The sequence below is a fragment of the Staphylococcus sp. HMSC055C03 genome, assembly GCF_001809385.1.
Lineage (GTDB): Bacteria > Bacillota > Bacilli > Staphylococcales > Staphylococcaceae > Staphylococcus > Staphylococcus simulans.
In genome coordinates this window covers 44,471-45,363 of record NZ_KV797505.1, presented here as the reverse complement: position 1 = coordinate 45,363, position 893 = coordinate 44,471, and the positions used below count along the sequence as shown (strand labels likewise).

Genomic DNA, 893 nt, shown 5'->3' with positions numbered 1-893 from the left:
CAGTTTTTTCAACTGTAATTGATTTACCATCTTGTGCTTTTGGAATTGTGACTGTTGTACCATCGCTAAATGTCACTTCAGTATTACCATCAGGTGTTTGTGTAGAGCCTGTGATTGTTAATGGTTTCGCATCTGCGCCATTTTGACCCGCTTCACCTTGTGCTCCAGTATCACCTTTGTCGCCTTTTTCTCCTTTAGGAATTGTAACTTCTTTACCGTCAGAGAATGTAACTTTTGTATCGCCGTTTGGTTGTGGTTCTACTTTCGCGACTGTGACTGAATCACCTTTTTCTCCTTTATCGCCTTTTGCGATTGTGACTGTAGTGCCATCAGAGAATGTAACTTTTGTATCGCCTTCTGGTGTTTTTTCTGTGCCTTGAACTGTGATAGATTGACCATTTAAGCCGTTTTGACCCGCTTCTCCAGTGTCACCTTTATCACCTTTCGCACCTTTAGGTATTGTGACTGTTGAGCCATCACTAAATGTCACAACTATATTACCATCCGCATCTGGTTCAGTTTTTTCAACTGTAATTGATTTACCATCTTGCGCTTTTGGAATAGTCACTTCATGTCCGTCTGAGAAGACTACTTTCGTGCTGCCATCTGGTTGGACTTCAGAAGATTGAACTGTCACGGATTGACCGTCTGCGCCATTCGCACCAGTATCACCTTTGTCGCCTTTTTCTCCTTTAGGAATAGTAAGTTCTTTACCATCACTAAATGTGACTTTTGTATCGCCATTTGGTTGTGGCTCTACTTTTGCGACTGTGACTGATTGACCGTCTGCACCATTGTGTCCAGCATCGCCTTTTTCGCCTTTAGGGATAACAACTTCGTGACCATCGCTGAATGTTACTTTTGTTGAACCATCTGGTTGAACAGCTGTTTCA

General features: G+C 42.4%; 1 pseudogene. It reads right to left on the bottom strand.

Annotated features, from left to right (window positions below):
- Positions 1-893, bottom strand: a pseudogene (locus tag HMPREF2603_RS13420) (DUF4988 domain-containing protein); the annotation flags it as partial.